Raw genomic sequence first — 21,759 nt, forward strand, 5'->3', positions numbered from 1 at the left:
CGCGTCATTAGCTCAATTGGCAGAGCAGCTGACTCTTAATCAGCGGGTTGAGGGTTCAAGTCCCCCATGACGCACAGATAACCGGTGGCCTTCGGGCCGCCGGTTTTTCGTATCCCTCGTGTTGTACGTAGCACCCGCATCCCCCTGTTTCCCATGTCGACACGCTGATGGGCGAGGGCGTCGAGTGCGCAACGGGGCACATGGGGATCACCTGTACGCGACGACCACGCCTGACAGAGCACTCAATCCAGGGCTGAGCTCGGAAAAGACGATGTACATTTTTTCGACAATGAGTATACTGAAAAATCATTAGTCATCGCGTTTCATACGCACACCCGCGATTGGGGAACATCATGAGGAAAAGCCGGAGAGTTCTGGCCGCGGGTGCTGGTTTGGCTCTTGTCGCTGCAGGCACGGTATCAATGTTTGCGCCACGCAGCGCACAAGCCGATGCCCAGCCCTTCTCCCTCTCACAATACGTCTCATCAACAAGCACGACGGTGTGCAACACGACCCCTGTGATCACGACCTATCACGGTACCGTCGTGCTGGACATCCCGATCACGACGCTTCTGGCAGGCCACGAGGCAGAAATCCGCACTGCGGCTGCACAGGGGCTCTCCCCTCATGACTCCGGCAGCAACGACACCGCCGATATCACGCTGACCGTGAGTGTCCCTAAGACAGTCACGCTGGGGACGTCTCGCGCGAAATCCACCTCGTCAATGCTCGCCTACACCTCGTTCTCCCCGGGCGATGATCGCACACAGGTCACTGTGAACATCCAGCTCAAGGATCTGACCTGGCAGCAGCTGCTCGATATCTACGATGCAGAGAAAACCGACCCCGGCCAGCACACGATCAAGGTCCAGGTCCCCTATGCCGTTGGCACAATTGACCCCGCGGAAGCGACTCAACTGGCCAGCGAACAGGTGACCGTGACGGGTCAGTTCAACTTCTTCGCCTCCTCAACCTCCCCCGCTCAGGTCTTTCACTTCGACACGAAGACCCTGGCACTCGCACAGTCGCCTACCGATTGCTTCGCGTCCGCACCGACCAGGACAACACGCTGGGTTGATGAAGAGGACGGCCACGACTTGCAGCCCTCGAAGACCGGGCCAAACTTCTTCCAAGCCGCGGGAATTCCCGACTACGAATTCTCCACGTGGGAGTTGTCGTCGGATCGCCTGACTGGCATTTACAAGTACAAGAAGGTGTTTGGCACCCTTCCGGTCAACGGCGACGACCCGACAATCGACACCGATTTTAAGGTCGGCCTGGGTGGGAACGCTCCGACTCAGGCGGAACAGATCTACGCCGAGAACAAAGATTCTCTTCTGACCATCGAGAACGTCGTTCACTTGGATGACCTTCGCGGTGGACGCATTGCGAAGCTCCTCGAAAAATACGACAAGACGCCCAACGCTTTCGACGATATTGCACTGAAGAATGCTCACTTGGGCTTCACAACCCAGATCACTCTTCCTGCGCAGCTGAAGTTTTCTGACCCCTCGGCCATCTCGGTGACTGGGCTTCCCCAGGGCTTCTCAGCGAAGACAGTGGCAGTTAACGGACAGACCGCAACGGTCACCGTGGACTTCGATAACCCCGATCAGATCACGACGATTGAAGCCCTCAAGGATGCGATGGGTGCGCTTCACGGCGAAGCGGTGATCACCATTCAGAAGATAGCCTTCACCGAATCCGCAGCTGCCGATACGGATTACCAGATCGATCACCTCACGCAGGGCACTATCTCGGTTGATGTTGAGAAACAACTCGGTGTCATCGTCATCCCCGGGCAGCCTTCACCCGCATGCCCTCCGACGATGGATGACTACGACGCTGTCAAACCGGCCGAGCCTCGTTCTGTTGTTGGAACAGTATTTGATCCCCCATCACCCGCATGTCCCCCTACAGACACCCCTTATACCGCCGGATGGAGGCCCCCCATGACTGGCCCTTCTGCCGGATGGGATGAGGCTCCGCTCATGAAGCACCCCCTGAAGTTCACGACGAGCGAGGCGCATCCCGACGTGACGCGACTGTCCTTCAAGCCCGGTCCGACGCCTACACCGACACCGACACCGACACCGACCGCAGTTACGCCCTCAGTTCCTCCCACGCCTGCAACGCACCTCGCCAAGACCGGTGCTCTCACCGGCGATGTGCTGATGCTCGCTGCCGTGACAGGCGCTATCGGCGCCGCGACATTGCGGAGGAAGCGCTCTTAATTCGCGTTTCATCGTCATAGGCGGGGTGCCGGTGATCCATCGGCACCCCGCCTCATGTGGGTTAAAGGACAAACCTCAGAACCGCTCCGGCGCATTGCACGACACCAACCAACGACGAGGCCGGGGTACCCAAATTGGGAGCCCCGGCCTCGTCCTTCAAGCACTGCGTGTGGACATCTCTATCGATTGAACACAACAGCCTTTGCTGCGGGCAATGGCGCGACCGCTTCAACGTGTCAGGCGCGCGCCCTTCTCACGGCGATAGCACCCGCCCCCAGGAGCGCGAGGACGCCAGCCGTGCCAGCAAGAACCGCCGCATCACTGCCTGTCTTCGCCAGCCCGTGGGAGGGAGCAGGCTTGCTCCGAACCGGAGTCACGGGAGCAGTGGGTGTCACGCCAGCGGGAGTCTGAGGAGTGAGAGTCGCGGGGGTGGAAGGCGTCGACGGCGTGGAAGGAGTAGACGGGGTGGACGGAGTTGACGGCGTGGACGGAGTTGACGGTGTGGAAGGAGTAGACGGTGTGGAAGGAGTAGACGGGGTAGAAGGTGTGGATGGAGTAGACGGCGTGGACGGAGTAGGAGCCGGCGTGGGCTGCGCGGTGATCTGACGGATCCGGATGTCCGTATCGGCGCCAACAGCACGCGCGTTCGCGGGATCATTGGGATCAACCGTGCGAGCGGTAGCGTCGAAGCCTCGGATCGTCTGGCCCGGGACGATTTCGTACCCATCGGGCAACGCCGGGAGCGCCGTGAGCGCGGCGCGCGACGGGTCATTCTGATCGTTGCCATAACGCTGCGTCGCCCGCACGGTGCCATCGGCATCAACGAGACGCACGCTGCCGAGGGGCGCGTAGAAGACCTGGCACGCAAAGTGCATGTCAGGCTGATCCGGATCGAAGTTCATTGCCGGAGCGCTCACTTCCAGCGTGTACTGGCCGGCGACGACGGGACTAGGAAGCATCGGGAGCCCACCGGATCCTTCGCGCGGAGTGTATTCCTGGCGGGGTTCGACGATGGTGCCGTTTTCGTCGGCGAGGTAGCAGGTCGCCGGTCCCGCGACGTCAGCAGCATACGTGGGCGCAGGCATGAGGGCAGGAAGAGCAGCGGCACTCAGTGCAGCCGCTACGACAAGAGAACGCGACAGTGACGGGATACGCATGGAAGATTCCTCTCCATCGATGGTCAGGTTATGAGCATCACATTACCGAGTATCTGCATTCTTGTCTACACGCTATGCCCAGTTTTTCGTCAATCCAGCGCACCACGATGTAACGAACGCCTGGTCAGGAGCGCACATGACACCGCTCATCATCAGCGGCCATTACACCGGTACCAGGCAGCAACATTCTCGGGCACAAAGGGACGAGGCCGGGGCACCCCAGTGGGCAACCCCGGCCTCGCGACCACGAAGAAGGAAGTCAGTGTCCCGGCCAGCTGCGGATCGACGTCAGAGCGGCGACCGCGTACCGGTCCCACACGCGCCCACCAATCCGCACGGCAGCCTCAAGGACGAGGACCGACCAGGCGATGCCAACGACGTAGGCAACCCAGTCCGGGACGAAACCGAAGGACGCGAGCGCGAGCAGCACGTAGGACGGGAGCTGCAGGACCGCGGTACCCGCAAAGCCAACGAGCTGCAGCAGCATCGTCATGAGGAAGGAGCCTGTCCCCTTCGTTGCCAGCGGTGACGTGCCCGGAGGCTGCACCGGGTAGACCCAGCGCGCATTCACGACGAGGGTCGTGCCGGCCGCCCCCGCGAAGAGCACAACGCCCATCACCTGGTGGAACACGAAATCGGAGGCACTCGCACCTGCCACGGCATCATGAATGAGGTAGCCGATAACCTGGGGCACGAACACGATGAGCGACCCCACGAGGCGCCCACGACGCTCTTCTCGACCACTCATGCCCGACGACACCACGATCCAGGCGCCCGTCGAGTCGTATTGCATGAGCGCGCCGGTGGTCAGGCCCGTCGTGATGGGCACCAGGTAGAGGAAGATACCCGACGTGAACTCGAATGACTGCCCCTCGGCCGCCATGCGCCCCATAAAGATTGCGACGACGGGGAACAGGACAGCGAGCAGCATGTTCATGTTGAGCCGAGGATCAATGATCCAGTACCGCAGCGTGCGCGCGGCCAGGGAGGCGCTGCGCACTCCGAGGCCGAGGCGCGTGAATAGGTCGACGCTGCGCAGGCCGGCGGCTCGCGACTGGGCGGAACGACGACCGCGCTCTTCCTCTTCGAGGGACTCGTCGATGAGGTGGCGTCCCTCGTCGATGGCGCGCTGAGCGTCAGCACTAATCTCGCCGGCGTATCCACTCATGACGGGGCGTAGGACCGCCAGCCAGGCACGCCAGCCGACGAGCGCGGTCGCGACCACGATGAGCACGCGGAGAGCCGCCGCTACCCATGCGCCCTCAAGCAACGAGGCAACAACGCCGAAGGGAGCGCCGAAGGGCGTCCAGAGCGCGACGTTCAATCCCGCCTGGAAGACCTCGACGGAGAAGTTCTGACTCAGCACAGACATCCAGTAGCCCATGGGGGTCAGCACCATCATGAAGACGACGGCACCCAGAACGGTCACAGCGTCTTTCTTTCCCGAGGTGTCGAGGCGCACCGCGAACCAGGTTCCAACCGCGCGCGCCCACACAACCGCGAGGGGAAGCGTCACGAGACCAGCAATGAACCAGCCGAGCGCCTCAATCCACTGGGCGCGCCACAGAGCGAACCAGACGGGCAGGAAGAGCACCATGGCAGATAGCAGACCGCCGGGGCCTACGGCCGTCGCCGCGGCCAGCCCCGCCCCGAGGCGCTTGCTGGGTCCCACGTAGGGAGACAGGCGCACGGGGTCCACCGAGTTATCCATCGACGCAAAAATGATCGGGAGGACCAGCCAGAGCAAGAAAATGAAGGGGCCGGCAATCGGCATCACGGGCGCAGCCAGGGAGGCTTCATCTGAACGCGCGAGGAAAGCTGTGCCCACGAGCGCGGAAGCATAGATTGCGCCAAAGTACAAAGCGCCAAGGACGGCAAGAACGAGAACGACCGTCTGCTTGCGAACAGTGTTCCAGATGATGCGAAGCTTGAGGCGAATCAGTTGCCCAACCACGACAGACCTTCCTCGGAGTGGACGCCGCCGACCAGAGCGGTGAAGCGCTCCCCCAGGTCTCCACCCTGGGCGACCTCGTCGGTGGTACCGGCGACGAGCACACGCCCCTTGTCGATAATGGCCACGTGCGTGCACAGTTGCTGGACGGTCGCCATCACGTGCGAGGACAGGATGACCGTGCCCCCACGCTTGGTGTAGTCGGTGAGAATCTGGCGGATGTTGGCCGCAGAGACGGGGTCCACGGCCTCGAAAGGCTCATCAAGAACCAGGACGCGCGGTGAGTGAATGAGCGCGGCAGCCAGAGCGATCTTCTTCGTCATGCCCGCCGAGTAGTCGCCGATGAGCTTCTTACCGGCCTCGGCCAGGTCGAGGGCCGCCAGGAGCTCGTGAGCGCGCTCGCGGGCGACGGAGGCGTCCAGTCCATGGAGCATACCGACATGGACAAGGAAGTCCGGGCCGGAGAGACGGTCGAGCAACCGCATTCCATCGGGCATGACACCAAGCAGGGCGCGCGCCTCCTGGGTTCGCGCCCACACGTCGACGCCGTGCACAAAGGCGGTGCCACGGTCGGGGGTGAGCAGGCCGGTGGCCATGGTGAGCGTCGTCGTCTTGCCGGCGCCGTTCGGCCCGACGATCCCGTAGAAGGATCCGGTGGGGATGTCGAGGGACAGGTCCGCGACGGCGATGAGGTTGCCATAAACCTTGACGAGGCCTCGGATGGCCAGTGCAACATCATCCCCGACGGGGGTGGCGGGTACCGCAGGTGCGGCGGGCTGCGAATCGGACACGAAATTCTCCTTCAGGCATTGAAATACCTCCCCATTTTACGAGAGATACAAGCCAACGCCCAGGAGCGCGTCCAGATAACCGCTTCTACCTGCAGGCATACGACCTACTCATGACTAATCACAACATGAAGTCCATGATCCGGGTGATAGGTCCACGTTGCCCGATAGGAGCCCCACGTCTGTTCCTGAGTACCGTCGATGGCTCGCGTTGATTCCATGCGTTGCTTCAACGATGTTGGGGCATCCAGTTCCTCAAGGAGGCACCCGAGCGTGCGCACACTCATCCCCGGTTCTTTCTTCCCAGAGGTCGTCATTTCCATGCTCGTTCCATCGGAGGAAACTTGCGCATAAGGAAAGGCCTCACATGTATTCACCGCAGCCACAAAGTTCGTGGATCCATCGGCCATGAGTGCAGCCAATGCGACAACCGAAACGACAGTGGCAATAATCCCCATGAAGAAACCGAGAGAAAACATTCCAAGCCCCAGCTTCCAACGCCGCTTCTGACGCGGCGGCTCATGCTGGTCCGTCCGCATACGCGCCTCATCATGCCGATAGGCCATGGCTTGGCGACGTCGAGCCTCCTCTACCTCCTCGGCGGGTACGTACATCTGCTCGACCGATACCAGACGCGGTGCAGGTCGCGCAGCGGCCGCCGAGTAAGCACTACCAACACGGTCTCCACCAAAGCGTTCATCGTGTCGACTGCGACTGCCATATGGCGATGAGTCGGGAGAGACCCCAGCCAAATGCTCGTCGCGATGCGCGTATTCCCGTTCGGATACCGTCTGCTGCTCACGGGGAGCAAAAGGACTCGATTGCACTACCGACGATTCGCTTTCCTCACCCACACCACGGTGCGGTGCGCCCGTGGCACTAGGCGAAGGAGTGGACCTTGCCCCCGGCCTCGGGTACTCCCGCGGTAGCTGGCCGTCACCATAGCGATACGCATCCGGTGTATGTGCTCCCATGAGTCCTCCATTGGCGGGAAGCTGTCGATTATTCAATAAGCGTACCCAAGGATTACTCGAAAAGCAAAGGGGCCTGCCAGCACTAGAAACCTGCACAGCCAACACACACTGCACCACTGTCATGCACGCCAATCCACAACCGCGCAGACAGTACTCACAGAGGCTCAACGAGCACCTTCGCCTCCACCGCGAGCACCCCGCACGCGGAACAGAATGAAGGCGAGAGACTAATTCTCGACAAAGCCCCCGGAAACAGTATTAGCACCAGTCGACACGCCAACGGAAGACTCAATAACACCTCGCGAAGATGCCCCGGTCGAGCGCGACAGGTAGAGACCCGCAACGAACGCCGCAACGAGGAGGAGAGCCGAGAGGAAGCCAAGGAGGAACATGACCAGGCCGTGGTGCCGGCTGCTACGACGCGCTGGGCGTTCGCGACGATCCAGCCGCGATTCGATGTGACCGGAGCGACGAGCTTCGGCCTCGCGCCGCGACGCGCCTCCCACAGAGGAGGAGCGCATCCCCTCGCGCACGGGCACCCCCTCAGCCCCGGAAGGAATCCCCTGCGCTCCGCCGCGTACCTCATCGGAGTGGCCGACGACCCGCATGGTCGTTCGATGCCAATCGCGATGAACGGCGACACCGGGATGCTGGTCGGACTCAAAGGTCACGCCGACTTCATCCTTCTGAGCATATTCACGCGCGAGAGCGGGCGACTGCGCGACGTGACCTCCCTGCCCGGGGACACCTTCACGGGTAGCAGCGCTCTGCCGAGCCACCGTTGCCGCATCCTTCGAGGGGCGAGAGCCCTTCGGAGCACTGGGCGTCACAGCAGCCTTCCGACGAACCACCGCAACCTCGGCGGTGATGACCTGCTCATCAGAGGAGACAGACTCGGGCACGCGGGCCATCGTGGGCAGGCTCGGCCGCTTGCGCGCACGCACAGGTGCAGCGTCGGCCGGATAGTCCTGCGCCACCTGTCCCGCACCAATTCGATACGCGTCAGGCGTCGTAGCCGCCATAAGTCCTCCACGAGTAACTAGCTGTCAGTTTCTTGACAATCATATGTACTAGTTACTCCGAAAGCAACCGATCAGTCGATACCGAGAGCCTTACGCAGGCGCGCCACGTGCCCCGTCGCCTTCACGTTGTACTGGGCCAGAGCCACCGTCCCATCAGGGTTGACAACCACGGTCGAACGGATAATGCCCACGTAGGTGCGGCCGTAGTTCTTCTTTTCGCCCCAGGCACCCCAGGCCTCGAGAATCTGATGGTCCGGGTCCGAGGCCAGCGGGAAGGTGAGGGCCTGCTTCTCAGTGAAACGCTCAAGGGCGGCCATCGAGTCGGCGGACACGCCGATGACCGAGTAACCGGCCCCCTGCAAGGAAGCCAGGGAATCGCGGAAGTCGCACGCTTCCTTCGTGCAGCCGGGCGTGGAGGCCTTCGGGTAGAAGTAGACGACGACGCCACGGGAGGAGGCTGCGAGGAGATCCGCCAGGGACAGGGTTCCCTGGGTGGTCTCAGCGGTAAAGTCGGGGGCCTGCTGGCCAATGTCCAAAACGCTCATGACCTCAGTCTATCGAGGGCCACTCCCCCAATGCGACCGGGCATGAGCCATCGTGCGCGAGATGGGACTCGAACCCACACGTCAAAGACACTGGAACCTAAATCCAGCGCGTCTGCCAATTCCGCCACTCGCGCGCGCACCCCAGTGTAACGGATGCGGGCGAGGCCGTCCGCATGCCTTCGCCCACGTCCGCGCCGACGTCGCGCGAGGCCTTAGCGCCCGGTTGCGTCGATAGTCCCTTCGCCCAGGACTCGACTGCCACGATAGACAACCATCGACTGGCCGCGGGCGACGCCGCGTGCGCTGTCCGCAAGGACAACGCTGATGGTTCGGGCGTCACCGTCGCGAGTGAGCGACGCGACAGGAATGGGCGTTCCGTGCGCGCGCAGCTGCACGAAAAGGTCGGTCGCGTCGACCCCGTCATCATCCGATGCGAGCCAGACGGCATCCGTGGCCATAATCCGGGAAATAGACAGGAGTTCCGAGGCACCCACGACGACTTGGTTGCTCTCCGGCCTGGTCTCGAGGACGTAGCGCGGACGGCCGTCGGGTGCGGGCGCGCCGATGCCGAGGCCCTTGCGCTGGCCGACGGTGTAGTTCCAATAGGCTTCGTGATGGCCGAGTACCTCTCCATCGGGAGTGACGATCTCACCCTCAGCGGCGCCCAAATGGGAGCGCAGAAACCCCTGCGTGTCGCCGTCGGGGATGAAGCAGATGTCGTAGGAGTCGGGTTTGTTGGACACGCCCAGGCCCAGGCGCTCGGCCTCGGAGCGCACCCACGCCTTGTTGGGGGCATCGCCCAGCGGCAGGACCACCCGGGTCAGTTCCTCTGGGCCCATGACAGCCAGGACGTAGGACTGATCCTTCAGGCCGTCAGCTCCGCGATGCAGCTCAGGCCCTGCCGCCCCATCCTTGATGGCCGCGTAGTGGCCGGTGCACACCGCGTCGAAGCCGAGCGCGCGGGCTCGGTTGGCCAGCTCTCGAAACTTCACGAACTCGTTACAGCGCACGCACGGATTGGGGGTGCGACCGGCCTTGTATTGGGCGACGAAGTCGGTGATGACGGTCTGCTCGAATTCGCTCGCGAGATCCCACACGTAGAACGGGATGCCGATGATCTCAGCGGCGCGCGCAGCGTCGCCCGCGTCCTCGATCGAGCAGCATCCGCGCGAGCCGATGCGGCACTCCTGGGGCTGGGACGACAGCGCCATGTGGACGCCGACGACGTCGTGCCCGGCCTCGACGGCCTTCGCGGCGGCGACGGCGGAGTCCACGCCACCGGACAGTGCTGCCAGAACTCGCATCTAGCGTTCCTCGTTTCGTTCGTTGCGCACGTGGGCGACGCCGTCCAGGGCGGCACCCGCACGGATCGCCATCGGCAGGGCGGCCAGGAAGGCGTCGATGTCATCGCGCGTCGTCTCATGGCCGAGCGAGACGCGCAGGACGCCGAGGGCCTGCTCTTCACTGCGCCCCATCGCCATGACGATGTCGGAGGGGCGCGTCACCCCCGCATGGCAGGCGGACCCGGCGGACACGGCGATGCCAGCCATGTCGAAGGCCATGAGCACGGCCTCCGGGCGGGCGGTCGGCAGGGACAAGTGGATGATCGCACTCGACGAGGCCGACTCCCCCACCGTCGCGCTCACGCCGTCCGGCAGGTGGGACAGCAAGTGGGCGCGCAGGTCCGCCGCGCGGGTCGCGAAGACGGCGCGCTCGGCGACAACCTCGGCGAGGGCGGCAGCGAGTGCGCACGCACCCGCGACGTCTGGCGTGCCCGAGCGGATCGAGCGCTCGTGGCCACCACCGGGGCGGTCGGTCGTCATGGGAATGCCGCGCCGTACGACAAGGACACCGGTGCCGGCGGGTGCGCCGACCTTGTGACCACCCACGCTCATGAGATCAAGGCCAAGCTCTAAGAAGGACACGTCCAGGGTCGGGATCGCCTGGGCAGCGTCCGAATGCGCGAGGCCGCCGCTGGCGTGCACGAGCGCAGCGAAGTTGGCGACCGGCTGGATTGTGCCGATTTCGGAGGACACGAGCGTCATGGAACCAAGCGCGAGACGCCCGTCCCACGCGGCGGGTGCTTCGTCACCAGAAACGGCAGGCAGGACCGACACGCCACCCGCATCCACGGGCAAAACCTCCCAGTCAAAGCACTCACGGGACGCGACCTCGCGCTGGTGGGCGACTGCGTCGTGCTCAAGGCCCGAAACGACGATGAGACTGCGACCGCCATCGCGCCCACGCATGCCGCGGGCCGCAGCCATCACGCCCAGCGCGTCGGACTCCGTGGCACCGGATGTGAAGATCACCTCGTGGATATCTGCCCCGAGAGCGCACGCAACCTGTTCGCGCGCGTCGTCGAGCATGCGACGGGCCCGCCGCCCTCCAAAGTGGAGGGCGGCGGGATTGCCAGGGGTGGCAGCCAGGTCACGCTGGGCACGCGTCCACGCCTCGAGGGCGCACTCGCGCAGCGGCGTGGTGGCCGCCTGGTCGAGATAGACGCTCACGCCTGGGAGCGCGCCTCCTCGATGGCGGCCAGGGCCGCGGGCACGACCTCGGTCACGTCGCCGACAACACCAAAGTCTGCGATCTCGAAGATCGGGGCGTCGGGGTCATCGCACACGGCGACGATGTGGGCGGCAGACTGCATACCCACCGTGTGGTGAATCGCGCCGGAGACGCCCAGGCCGATGTAGAGGTTCGGGGTGACCGTCAGGCCCGTCTGGCCGATCTGCTCGGCTCGCGGGGCCCAACCCTCGTCACAGGCGACGCGGGTCGCGCCCACGGCACCACCCAGCGCATCGGCGAGCGAGCGAACCAACTCGAAGTCACCGTCCACGCCGCGGCCACCGCACACCACGGTGGAGGCGTCGGTCAGGGACACGCCTTCCTCCTCGTCGGGCACGCTGGAAACAACCTGGATCGAGGAAGCCTCGGGGCTCAGCTCGACGGACAGGGCCTGCCCGGTCAGGGCGACGGGAGAGGCCACCGGGGCCTCGTCGATGATGCCGGAGGCGATGCCGACGATCGGAGTCTGTCCCTCGAGGACGATGCGCATCGACCAAGAGCCGCCCAGGGCGGTCTTGCCGATCTGGAGGACACCGCCGTCGAAGCCGACGGAGGACGCACCGGAGACCACGCCGGCCTCGGTGAGGGCGCCGACGCGACCGGCGATCTCACGACCGCGGTAGTCCGAGCACAGGAGCACCAGGCCGAAGCTGGCAGTGGCCAGCGCGGAGATCACCGCGTCGGAGGCGACGACCGAGGAACGCCCGGCGTCACCCAGGTCGGCATGCAGCAGCTGGGTCGCGCCCAGCTCGGACAGTGCTGCCACGTCGGGCGTGGTGGCCAGGGACAGGGCAACGACGTCAGCGCTGGTCAGGGACGCAGCCAGCGTCACGGCCTGGCGGGCCAGGGGCGTCAGGTGATCGCCCGCCTGATCGGCCAGAACAAGAATCGGGGAACTCATCTGCTGCGTCATGTCACTTCACCACCGAAAGGATGTAGTCGGCCAGAGCGCGCCCGCCCTCGCCGGCGTCCTGAATGATCGTGCCCGAACCGTCGCGGGTGTTCTCCTCGCCGTGGGTCACGGCGGTCAGCGCGCGGCGCATCACGAGGCCCTCCCCGCCGGGAACCTCGACGAGGTCATCGATGCCCCACTGGTCCAGCGGCTTCTTGCGGGCGGCCTTCATGGCGGCAAAGGCCGGGTAGCGCGGTTCGTTTATCTGGTCGGTCACGGAGACGACCGCGGGCAGCGCGGCGCGCACGGTCTCGGTGTAGCCGTCGACGGCACGCTCGATCGTCACGGCACCGTCCGCGACGCTCAGGGAGCGGGCAAGGCCCAGCAGGGGCATGTGGGCCTTGGCGGCCAGTGCGCCGGGCAGCATGGAGGTCATCGCGTCCAGCGACGCCATGCCGGTGATCACCAGGTCGACGGGGCCGCACTCCTCGCTGATCTTCGCGATCGCAACGGCCAGGACGGAGGCGGTCGTAATGACGTCAGAGCCCTCCAGGAACTCATCGGAAACGATGTAGGCACGGTCCGCGCCCATCTGCAGGGCGCGCATGAGGGAGTCCTCGGCGTCTTCGGGACCCATCGTCAGTGCGACGACCTCAGCCTCACGGCCTGCGTCCTCTTCGGACTCCTTGAGCTGAACGGCAGCCTCAATGGCGTTCTCGTCCAGTTCGTTCAGCACATCGTCCTCACCGCGCACCAGGCGGCCGCCCTCAAAACGGCGTTCGGACTGCATGTCGGGGACATGCTTCACACACACGACAATTCTCATGCCTTCTAGCGTGCCACATTCCGCGCCTCACGCCCATATATATGAGGGTTGCCTCACCAGCGCGTGCCGCTGTTCATAGTCCCTACCAGTTCCTAATCCGACCGCTTAATTAACGGTCACGTATGATGGAGACTGACTGCATCTATCAGGCTTGGGCGCAGTCAATAATTCGTCAGAAAGAGGCACTCTTTTATGTCCGAGCGCTCCGGCTCGCCCTGCGTCCCCACCGTGCGCGTCACCGAACCGAACCCCGTCCCCTCCCGCCTGGGAGTTTTCCGTTCGGGCGACGGGCTCGATGTGTCCGTGGTCGCGCGGGGCGCGTCCGGCGTGGATATGTGCATTTTCGACGAGGTCGGGGCTGAGACACGCTACGCCCTGATCGGCCCTCATACCGGCATCTGGCACGGCCACATCCCGGGCTTTGGCGCAGGGACCCGCTACGGCTTCCGCGTTCACGGTCCATGGGATCCGGACGGTGGCAAGTTCTACAACTCGCACAAGCTCCTCCTCGACCCCTACGGCCGGGGGGTCGACGGCGTCGTCGATATGAAGCCTGGCGTCTACGCGCACTGCGTCGACGAGGATCTCTACCCCTCCGAGTACCCGCTGCGCCGCTCACCCATTGACTCCGCTCCCTACATGCCGCGTTCGGTCGTCGTGGAGCCCTCCTTCCCGATCGAACCCAAGCCACATACGCCGTGGGAGACGACGGTCATCTACGAGATCCACGTCAAGGGCTTCACGAAGAACATGCCCGGCGTGCCCCCGGAGTTGCGTGGCACCTACGCGGGACTGGCTCACCCGGCTTCCGTGTCGTATCTGAAGGACCTGGGCGTCACCGCGGTCGAGCTGCTCCCCGTGCACGCCAAGTGCGACGAGCCTTTCCTCACCGAACGCGGCCTGACGAACTACTGGGGTTACTCGACCCTCTCCTTCTTCGCTCCCGAACCCTCCTACGCGACCGAGGCCTCGCGTGAGCGCGGCGCCCAGGCGGTCGTCGACGAGTTCCGCGGCATGGTCTCTCTGCTGCATCAGGCTGGCATTGAGGTCATCCTCGACGTCGTCTACAACCACACGTGTGAGGGTGGAGACGCCGGCCCGTCACTGTCGTGGCGCGGCCTGGATTCCGACCTGTACTACCGCCACACGACCTCTCGCCCCGTCCAGGCAATCGACGTGACGGGCACCGGCAACACCGTGAACATGGATCATCCGAAGACCATTCAGATGGTGCTGGATTCGCTGCGCTACTGGGTCCGCGAGATGGGCGTGGACGGTTTCCGCTTCGACCTGGCGGCCACGCTGGGCCGTTTTGCGACCGGTTTCAGCCCGATGCACCCGCTCCTCATCGCGATGGCCACGGACGATCTGCTCGCGCACGTCAAGCTCATCGCCGAGCCCTGGGACGTGGGCCCCGGCGGCTGGCAGACGGGCAACTTCCCGGTCCCCTTCTCCGAGTGGAACGACCACTACCGCGGCGCCCTGCGTAACTTCTGGCTGGCGGACGTGCGTGCCCAGGCCTCGGGCCATATCGTGTCGGGTCCCAACGACCTCGCAACGCGTCTGTCTGGCTCCCAGGACGTGTTTGAGCACGGGCTGGGTCGCCTGCGCGGCCCACGCGCCTCGATCAACTTCGTGACGGCACACGACGGCTTCACGCTGGCGGACCTGACGGCTTACGACCGCAAGCACAACACCGCGAACCTGGAGAACAACCGCGACGGTTCGGACGATAACCGCTCGTGGAACCACGGCGTCGAGGGCACACTGGCTGTCAACGCCACTCACCCCAACGCGATGACGCCCTACGCGATCCTGTCCGACATGACGATCGCGGACCTGCGTGCGCGCTCTCAGCGCAACATCCTCACGACGATGTTCGTTTCCTCGGGCACGCCGATGCTCACGGGCGGTGACGAATTTGGTCGTACCCAGTACGGCAATAACAACGCCTACTGCCAGGATGATCCGATCTCGTGGGTCGACTGGGATCTGGCTGAAGGACAGCTCGAGCAGATCGACACGGTGTCCTGGCTCATCGCTCTCCGTCAGGCCCATCCGGTCCTGCGCCCCGACCGCTTCGCGACCGGCACCCCGCACGGCGGGGACACAATCCCTGACCTGTCGTGGTACACGGCGCAGGGCACGCCGATGCCTGACTACGGCTGGACGGACGCCCGCCACCGCACATTCCAGATGCTGCGTTCCGGCGTGACGTGGGGCGACCGCGACGCCCTCATCATCATCAACGCGAACCTGGACGGCGCCGAGGTCACGCTGCCCGAGGGCCACGATCTCGACTGGCTGGTCGCCTACTCGACCGTGTGGGCGACGCCCTCCGAGGGCGGCGTCGGCGAGACACGTAACCCGAGCGAGCTCTCCCTTGAGGCTGAGCACGTCGCTCCGCGCTCCACGCTGTCGATTGAACCGCTGTCCGTGACCATCCTGCTCTCTGACGTCGCATTCCACCCCGAGCACTGAGCGGGCTCAAGTTTCATTCATCCCCACCCACTCGTTAGGATTGACGCATGACTCGCAGTGAAGATGCCCTGGAAACCGCAACCTCCGATGCCTCGCTGGCCCGCTCGAAGGCCCGCAGCGCCGAGATCGACCTGGCGATCGACCAGGACCCCTCGCGTTTCCGTATCCTCACGGGTGACCGTCCGACGGGCCACCTGCACCTGGGCCACTACTTCGGCACGCTGCGCAACCGCGTGCTCCTGCAGAACCGCGGGGTTGAGACCTGGGTTCTGGTCGCCGACTACCAGGTGATCACCGACCGCGATGGCGTGGGTCCGATCCGTGAGCGTGTCCTCGGCCTCGTCGCCGACTACCTGGCCGCGGGCATCGACCCCGAGCGCTCCACGATCTTCAACCACTCGGCGGTTCCGGCCCTCAACCAGCTGATGCTGCCCTTCCTCTCCCTGGTCACCGAGTCGGAGCTGCACCGCAACCCGACCGTGAAGGCTGAGCTGGAGGCGACCGAGGGCCGCGCGATGACGGGTCTCATGTTGACCTACCCGGTCCACCAGGCCGCCGACATCCTCTTCTGCAAGGCGAACATCGTGCCCGTGGGCCAGGATCAGCTCCCCCACCTGGAGCAGGCTCGCCTGATCGCGCAGCGCTTCGACAAGCGATACGGCCGCGCCACCCCCGAGCGCCCCGTGTTCCCCCGCCCCGAGGCACTCCTCTCCGAGGTCCCGCTGCTGCTGGGCACGGACGGGCAGAAGATGTCCAAGTCGCGCGGTAACACGATCGAGCTGCGCATGAGCGCCGACGAGACCGCGAAGATCCTCAAGAAGGCGAAGACCGACGCCGAGCGCCGCATCACCTTCGACCCGGAGGGCCGTCCCGAGGTCTCCAACCTCCTGATGCTGGCTTCCTTGGCCACGGGCGAGGCCCCCGAGGCGATCGCGGATCGCATTGGTGACGCGGGCGCGGGCACCCTGAAGGCCCTCGTCACTGAGTCCCTGAACGAGATGCTCGCTCCCCTGCGCGAGCGCCGTGCCGAGCTCATCGCGAATGAGGACTACCTGCTGTCCATCCTGCACGCCGGTAACGAGCGTGCCAACGAACAGGCCGACCAGACCCTGTCCGAGGTGCGCACCGCCATGCAGATGAACTACTGATTCCACACATTCTCCCCTTGGAGGCCACCATGGCATACAACCAGTTCCCCGAGCATCCCGACGATTCCGTCGGCTCGTGGATGCTCACTCTCTTCGTCGCCGGCATCCCGCTGGTCGGCTTCATCTACCTGCTGGTGCTCGCGCTCGGTTCGGGCGGCTCACCCTCGAAGCGTAACTTTGCGCGCGCCCTGTTCATCTGGCAGATCATCGGCATCGTCGCGACGATCCTGATGTTCGTCCTCTTTGGTGGTGCGATCATGGCAGGGCTGCAGAACAGCGGCTACTGACGACGATCCTCACACGGAGGGTAGTTCCTGGACATTCAGGGGCTACCCTCCTTCTATGGGAGCGGAATTCTAACGTTTCGGACGACAGTTAAAATCTTGACAGACCATGAGAGCGCCCTCCGTATCGCCGAGGCATGGGCATCGTTTTCTCCCGGACGCATCCATAGGCTAGTGTGGGTCTCGTGAGCGAGAAACTGTTGCCCCGTATCCCGATCATCGAAGTGTTCCCCGTCATCGAAGACGGCACGCTTCCCGCTAAGGCGACCGAAGGCGAGCCTTTCCCCGTTCGTGCGACCGTGTTCCGCGAAGGGCACGACGCATTCGCCGCCGAGGCCGTTCTGCTGCGCCCGGACGGAGGTGAATACTCCCGCACGCGCATGGTAGACATCGCCCCCGGCCTCGACAGGTACGAGGCCTGGGTGGCCGCGAACACGCCCGGCGCCTGGTCCTTCCGCGTGGACTCCTGGTCGGACCCCTACGCGACGTGGCGCCACGATGCGACCGTGAAGGTCGGCGCCGGCGTCGACGTCGAGCTCATGCTCGAGGAGGGCGCTCGCCTCATGGAGCGCGCGGCCGAAGGCACGGCCTACGGTAACCCCTCCCAGAAGCGTCCCCCGGCCTCGGACATTGACGTCCTGACCGACGCGGCGCGCCGCCTGCGCGACACCAGTCATTCCGCCCAGCAGCGCCTCTCCGCGGGCATCTCCTCGCGCGTGCGTCTCATCTTCCGCGACCATCCGCTGCGCGACCTCATCGGCTCGTCACGCGCCTACCCCCTCGACGTGGCCCGCACAAAGGCCCTGGCAGGCGCATGGTACGAAATCTTCCCGCGCTCTGCGGGCGCCTTCCAACACCCCGACGGCACGTGGGTATCCGGCACTCTCGCGGGGGCGGCGGAGGACCTGCCGCGTATCGCAGGCATGGGTTTTGACGTCGTCTACCTGACCCCGGTCCACCCGATCGGCACGACGCACCGAAAGGGCAAGAACAACGCCCTGGAAGCCGCTCCCGGCGACCCGGGTTCCCCCTACGGCATCGGCTCCCCCGAGGGTGGCCACGATGCTATCCACCCCGAGCTCGGCGACTTCGCTGACTTCGACCGCTTCGTCGAGCGCGCCCGAGGCCTCGGCCTGGAGGTCGCCCTCGACCTAGCCCTCCAGTGTTCCCCCGACCACCCGTGGGTCAAGGAGCATCCCGAGTGGTTCACGACCCGCGCCGACGGCACGATCGCATACGCGGAGAACCCTCCGAAGAAGTACCAGGACATCTATCCCCTGAACTTCGACAACGACCCTGAGGGCATCTACCGGGCCGTGCGCGACGTCATCGAACTGTGGATCAACCACGGCGTGACGATCTTCCGCGTCGACAACCCGCACACGAAGCCCATCCCCTTCTGGGAGCGCCTGCTCGCCGACATCAAGGCGCAGTACCCGGGCACGCTCTTCCTGGCCGAAGCATTCACGCGCCCCGCCATGATGCGCACCCTCGGCGCAATCGGCTTCGATCAGTCCTACACGTACTTCGCGTGGAGGACCACCAAGCAGGAGATCGAGGAGTACCTGCGCGAGGTCTCCGAAGACACCGCCCACCTCATGCGCCCGGCCTTCTGGCCCACAACGCACGACATCCTCACCCCGCAGATGTGGGATGGCGGCACTGCGATCTTCGCGATCCGCGCGATGCTCGCCGCTCTGGGCGCACCCACGTGGGGCATCTACTCCGGGTACGAATTCGTGGAGAACGAGCCGCGCGGCACCTACCAGGAGCCCAACAACAACGAGAAGTACGAGTTCCGCCCACGCCGCTGGGAGGACGCCGAATCGATCGGTATCTCGCGCCTCTTCACGCTGCTGAACGCCGCGCGCGCCAAGCACCCCGCGCTGCGCCAGCTCCACCAGATCCGCATCCACCCGACGTCCTCGGATCGCCTCATCGCGTTCTCGCGTCACATTCCCGGCAAGTTCACCTCCGACGGCAAGCCCGACACCGTCATCTGCGTGATCTCCTTGGATCCGCACGAGGGCGTGGATGCCACGGTCGAGCTCGATCTGGAGGCGATGGGCCTAGCGACCCCCGGTGGTCACATTACGGTCGTCGACGAGCTGGACGGACGCTCCTACGTGTGGGGATCCTCCAACTGGGTATCCCTGTCCCCCGTGACGCGCCTCGGCCACGTCTTCAAGGTCGAGCCCGCCCACACATCCCCCTGGGCGCAAGCCTAACGAGGCTTGTGCGCCCGGCGTTACCATGTGGGCGCGCCGGGCGCACGCAAGCCCTCCATAACACCCACCAATATGAGACCCGGCCCCCTTTTTTGCCGGTCAGACGCTAGACTTATCAACACCAGTGAACTGAGCGGTTCACCCATCTGGAGTAAGGAAAATCCATGAGCTGCGAACTTACGCCGATCCCGGTCAATGACGACATCCTCGACGCCGTTGCCTCAGGCTCCTACTACTCGCCCCACTCCGTGCTGGGCGCCCACCTTGGCGACGACGGCGTCACCATCCGCGTCGTCGCGCACCTGGCCGACGCGGTCGACATCATCACGCCGACGGGCGCCTACGCTGCTTCCCACGAGCGCGGCGGCATCTGGGTTGCTGCCCTGCCCGATAAGGAGATCCCCGCCTACCGCGTGTCCGTCACCTACGGCGACGACACCATCGTGCGCGATGATCCCTACCGGTACCTGCCGACCCTGGGCGAGATGGACACCTACCTGATTTCTGAGGGTCGCCACGAGAACCTCTGGAACGTCCTGGGCGCGCACGTGAAGACCTACACCGACGAGCTCGGCGAGACCACCGGTACCGCCTTTGCCGTGTGGGCCCCCAACGCCCGCGCCGTGCGCGTCGTCGGCGAATTCAACTACTGGGACGGCACGCAGACCTCCATGCGTTCGCTGGGTTCTTCCGGCGTGTGGGAGATCTTCGTCCCCGAGGTCGGCGTGGGTGCGCGCTACAAGTTCGAAATCCAGGGCCCCGGCGGCAACTGGTTCCAGAAGGCCGACCCGTTGGCCCGCGCCACCGAGATCCCCCCGGCCACCGCCTCGGTCGTGACCGACTACTTCCACGAGTGGACCGACCAGGAGTGGATGTCCACCCGCAAGGACCGCAACGTCCACACCGGCCCCATGTCGATTTACGAGGTCCACGCGGGCTCGTGGCGCCAGGGCCTGGGCTACCGTGAGCTGGCCGACGAGCTGGTCCCCTACGTCAAGCAGATGGGCTTCACGCACGTAGAGTTCATGCCGCTCGCCGAGCACCCCTTCGGTGGCTCGTGGGGCTACCAGGTGACCTCCTACTACGCCCCCACCTCGCGCTACGGCACCCCGGATGACTTCCGCTACCTCGTGGACGCCTTCCACCGCGCGGGCATCGGCGTCATCCTCGACTGGGTTCCCGCCCACTTCCCGAAGGACGACTTCGCGCTGGCCCGCTTCGACGGCACCCCGCTGTACGAGGATCCGGACCCGCTGCGCGGCGAGCACCCCGACTGGGGCACCTACGTCTTCAACTTTGGTCGCCGCGAGGTGCGTAACTTCCTGGTCGCCAACGCCCTGTACTGGCTCGAAGACTTCCACATCGACGGCCTGCGCGTCGACGCTGTGGCCTCGATGCTGTACCTGGACTACTCGCGCAAGGACGGCCAGTGGCGTCCCAACCAGTACGGTGGCCGCGAGAATCTGGAGGCCATCGAGTTCATCCAGGAAGCCAACGCGACCGCGTACCGTCGTCACCCCGGCATCGTCATGATCGCCGAAGAGTCCACGGCGTGGCCCGGCGTGACCGCCCCGACCTCGGGCGGTGGCCTCGGCTACGGCATGAAGTGGAACATGGGCTGGATGAACGACACCCTGCGCTACCTGAGCGAGGATCCGGTTAACCGCCGCTGGCATCACGGCGAACTCACGTTCTCCCTGGTGTACGCCTTCTCCGAGAACTACGTGCTGCCCCTGTCGCACGACGAGGTCGTGCACGGCAAGGGATCGCTGATCTCGAAGATGCCCGGCGACAAGTGGCAGCGCCTGGCGGGCCTGCGTTCGCTCTTCGCCTACCAGTGGAGCCACCCGGGCAAGCAGCTCATCTTCATGGGCCAGGAGATCGGCCAGGAGCAGGAGTGGAACGAGTCCTACTCCCTCGACTGGTGGCTGCTGGACCAGGAGGGTCACGCAGGCGTCGCGGCTCTCGTGGAGCGCCTCAACGCGATCTACGCCTCCTCCCCCGCCATGTGGGACGACGACTACACGGGCTTCGAGTGGATCGATGCATCGGACGGCGACCACAACCTGATCTCCTACCTGCGTAAGGGATCGGACGATGCGGGTAACCGCGAGGTCGTCGTGTGCATCTCGAACTTCGCCGGCAACCCGCACGAGGGCTACCGCGTGGGTCTGCCGTTTGGCGGCGAGTGGGTCGAGATCCTCAACACGGATGCGGAGGAGTTCGGCGGCTCGGGCGTCGTCAACGTCGGTACCATCATCGCCGAGGACACCCCGTGGAACTGCCGTCCGGTCTCCGCGTCGCTGCGCGTGCCGCCGCTGGGTGCCGTGTGGCTGGTGCCCGCCTCGCAGGTGCGCTGACGCCATAGGTTGATACGGCGAGGCCGGGGCAGGGTTTCCTGCTCCGGCCTCGTTCGTTATCTGCTCGTTGCGGATGCGGCGCGCGGCGGTGTACGCGGGCGGTCCTTAGAAGCCCGCCCTGCCCCGGTCTATCTGCCCCTGCAGCTTGATCAGTTCGCGTCGAGCCTCCGGGTCGGACTCCCGGTCGATTTTCTTCGTCAGCTCGTTGTGCGTCGAATGCCATCCGTACCACACGACGACGGAGATGAACACGAGAACGACGATGATCCATGCAGGCATGACGATGGCCCCTTCCGCG

General features: G+C 64.8%; 17 protein-coding genes and 2 tRNA genes. 7 read left to right on the forward strand and 12 right to left on the reverse strand.

The window, feature by feature from the left end; all coding sequences use genetic code 11:
* Position 1 precedes the first annotated feature (1 nt).
* Together QP415_RS06910 and QP415_RS06915 are read left to right on the forward strand one after the other, a co-directional pair.
* A tRNA-Lys gene (locus tag QP415_RS06910) sits at positions 2–74 on the forward strand.
* A gap of 444 nt (positions 75–518) precedes the next feature.
* On the forward strand, positions 519–2,234 hold the full coding sequence (locus tag QP415_RS06915) for a cell wall protein (RefSeq protein ID WP_285099529.1): 1,716 nt from the start codon (positions 519–521) through the stop codon (positions 2,232–2,234).
* A gap of 236 nt (positions 2,235–2,470) precedes the next feature.
* On the opposite strand, the gene QP415_RS06920 is transcribed toward QP415_RS06915, so the two are convergent.
* The 11 genes from QP415_RS06920 to QP415_RS06970 form a co-directional block, all read right to left on the reverse strand.
* Positions 2,471–3,391, reverse strand: coding sequence for a hypothetical protein (locus QP415_RS06920; RefSeq protein WP_285099530.1), 921 nt, complete (start codon positions 3,389–3,391; stop codon positions 2,471–2,473).
* 259 nt (positions 3,392–3,650) lie between these two features.
* Positions 3,651–5,345, reverse strand: a complete 1,695-nt coding sequence (locus QP415_RS06925) for a hypothetical protein (RefSeq protein ID WP_285099531.1) — start codon at positions 5,343–5,345, stop codon at positions 3,651–3,653.
* Positions 5,330–6,133: an ABC transporter ATP-binding protein gene (locus tag QP415_RS06930; RefSeq protein WP_285099532.1), complete on the reverse strand. Its 804-nt coding sequence runs from the start codon at positions 6,131–6,133 to the stop codon at positions 5,330–5,332. The genes QP415_RS06925 and QP415_RS06930 overlap by 16 nt, the downstream gene beginning before the upstream one ends.
* Before the next feature lie 104 nt (positions 6,134–6,237).
* Positions 6,238–6,984, reverse strand: a complete 747-nt coding sequence (locus QP415_RS06935) for a hypothetical protein (protein WP_285099533.1) — start codon at positions 6,982–6,984, stop codon at positions 6,238–6,240.
* A 347-nt stretch (positions 6,985–7,331) separates the two neighbouring features.
* Positions 7,332–8,126: a hypothetical protein gene (locus QP415_RS06940; RefSeq protein WP_285099534.1), complete on the reverse strand. Its 795-nt coding sequence runs from the start codon at positions 8,124–8,126 to the stop codon at positions 7,332–7,334.
* Between the two features lie 71 nt (positions 8,127–8,197).
* A complete protein-coding gene (locus QP415_RS06945) occupies positions 8,198–8,671 on the reverse strand; it encodes a peroxiredoxin (RefSeq protein ID WP_016461141.1) in 474 nt (157 codons plus the stop codon).
* Positions 8,672–8,724: 53 nt separating this feature from the next.
* Positions 8,725–8,805: transfer RNA gene (locus QP415_RS06950), tRNA-Leu, on the reverse strand.
* Positions 8,806–8,883: 78 nt separating this feature from the next.
* On the reverse strand, positions 8,884–9,975 hold the full coding sequence (gene mnmA / locus QP415_RS06955; protein ID WP_285099535.1) for a tRNA 2-thiouridine(34) synthase MnmA: 1,092 nt from the start codon (positions 9,973–9,975) through the stop codon (positions 8,884–8,886).
* Positions 9,976–11,181 carry a cysteine desulfurase family protein gene (locus tag QP415_RS06960; protein WP_285099536.1) on the reverse strand — a complete coding sequence of 402 codons (1,206 nt, stop codon included), beginning with the start codon at positions 11,179–11,181 and terminating at the stop codon, positions 9,976–9,978.
* Positions 11,178–12,155, reverse strand: coding sequence for an electron transfer flavoprotein subunit alpha/FixB family protein (locus QP415_RS06965; protein ID WP_285099537.1), 978 nt, complete (start codon positions 12,153–12,155; stop codon positions 11,178–11,180). Before QP415_RS06965 ends, QP415_RS06960 begins: the two co-directional genes overlap by 4 nt.
* Before the next feature lies 1 nt (position 12,156).
* On the reverse strand, positions 12,157–12,960 hold the full coding sequence (locus QP415_RS06970; RefSeq protein WP_048674812.1) for an electron transfer flavoprotein subunit beta/FixA family protein: 804 nt from the start codon (positions 12,958–12,960) through the stop codon (positions 12,157–12,159).
* Between the two features lie 192 nt (positions 12,961–13,152).
* Here QP415_RS06970 and glgX point away from each other — a divergent pair, with 192 nt between their 5' ends.
* The 5 genes from glgX (at position 13,153) to glgB (ending at position 21,461) form a co-directional block, all read left to right on the forward strand.
* Entirely contained in the window at positions 13,153–15,441 is a 2,289-nt protein-coding gene (gene glgX, locus QP415_RS06975; RefSeq protein WP_048674809.1) for a glycogen debranching protein GlgX, read from the forward strand.
* A 47-nt stretch (positions 15,442–15,488) separates the two neighbouring features.
* Entirely contained in the window at positions 15,489–16,589 is a 1,101-nt protein-coding gene (gene trpS / locus QP415_RS06980; RefSeq protein WP_016461147.1) for a tryptophan--tRNA ligase, read from the forward strand.
* Positions 16,590–16,618: 29 nt separating this feature from the next.
* Positions 16,619–16,876: a hypothetical protein gene (locus tag QP415_RS06985; protein ID WP_048674806.1), complete on the forward strand. Its 258-nt coding sequence runs from the start codon at positions 16,619–16,621 to the stop codon at positions 16,874–16,876.
* A gap of 182 nt (positions 16,877–17,058) precedes the next feature.
* Positions 17,059–19,101 (forward strand): maltotransferase domain-containing protein, encoded by a 2,043-nt coding sequence (locus QP415_RS06990; protein WP_285099538.1) that lies wholly within the window; start codon positions 17,059–17,061, stop codon positions 19,099–19,101.
* A gap of 164 nt (positions 19,102–19,265) precedes the next feature.
* Positions 19,266–21,461 (forward strand): 1,4-alpha-glucan branching protein GlgB, encoded by a 2,196-nt coding sequence (glgB, locus tag QP415_RS06995; RefSeq protein WP_285099539.1) that lies wholly within the window; start codon positions 19,266–19,268, stop codon positions 21,459–21,461.
* A gap of 105 nt (positions 21,462–21,566) precedes the next feature.
* Here the strand turns inward: glgB and QP415_RS07000 are convergent, their stop codons facing one another.
* Entirely contained in the window at positions 21,567–21,740 is a 174-nt protein-coding gene (locus tag QP415_RS07000) for a hypothetical protein (RefSeq protein WP_048674800.1), read from the reverse strand.
* Positions 21,741–21,759: the final 19 nt, after the last annotated feature.

Origin of the sequence: Pauljensenia sp. UMB3104 (genome assembly GCF_030217285.1) — a bacterium.
In the GTDB taxonomy this organism is placed as follows: domain Bacteria; phylum Actinomycetota; class Actinomycetes; order Actinomycetales; family Actinomycetaceae; genus Pauljensenia.